Genomic DNA, 372 nt, shown 5'->3' on the forward strand with positions numbered 1-372 from the left:
ATGCCGCAGCCAGTGCGGTTGGGCGTGCAACTGCTAGGCAAGCAGATGATCCATACATACCCCTACCAAGACCTGTTCATGCTCGAGCAGGCGCGCCAGATCCGGGCGGCGGTGAAGCTGCCGCTGGTCCTGCTCGGCGGTGTCACCGATCGCGCGGGAATGGATACCGCCATGGCCGAGGGCTTCGAGTTCGTGGCGATGGCCAGGGCGTTGTTGCGTGAGCCCGATCTGGTGAACCGCATCGCGGCGGACGCGACCACGACATCGCTGTGTATCCACTGCAACAAGTGCATGCCGACAATCTTTTCCGGCGCCCGCTGCGTGCTTGTCGAGCGCACGTCCTAGGCAGCGCCTACACCACGAGCCCCCTCC

Annotated in this window: 1 pseudogene; it reads left to right on the top strand. The window is 64.5% G+C overall.

What is annotated here, in order from left to right:
* Positions 1–345, top strand: a pseudogene (locus GV790_RS29170) (NADH:flavin oxidoreductase); the annotation flags it as partial.
* Positions 346–372 lie beyond the last annotated feature (27 nt).

It is taken from the genome of Nocardia cyriacigeorgica (assembly GCF_010858045.1).
GTDB classification, from domain to species: Bacteria; Actinomycetota; Actinomycetes; order Mycobacteriales; family Mycobacteriaceae; genus Nocardia; species Nocardia cyriacigeorgica_E.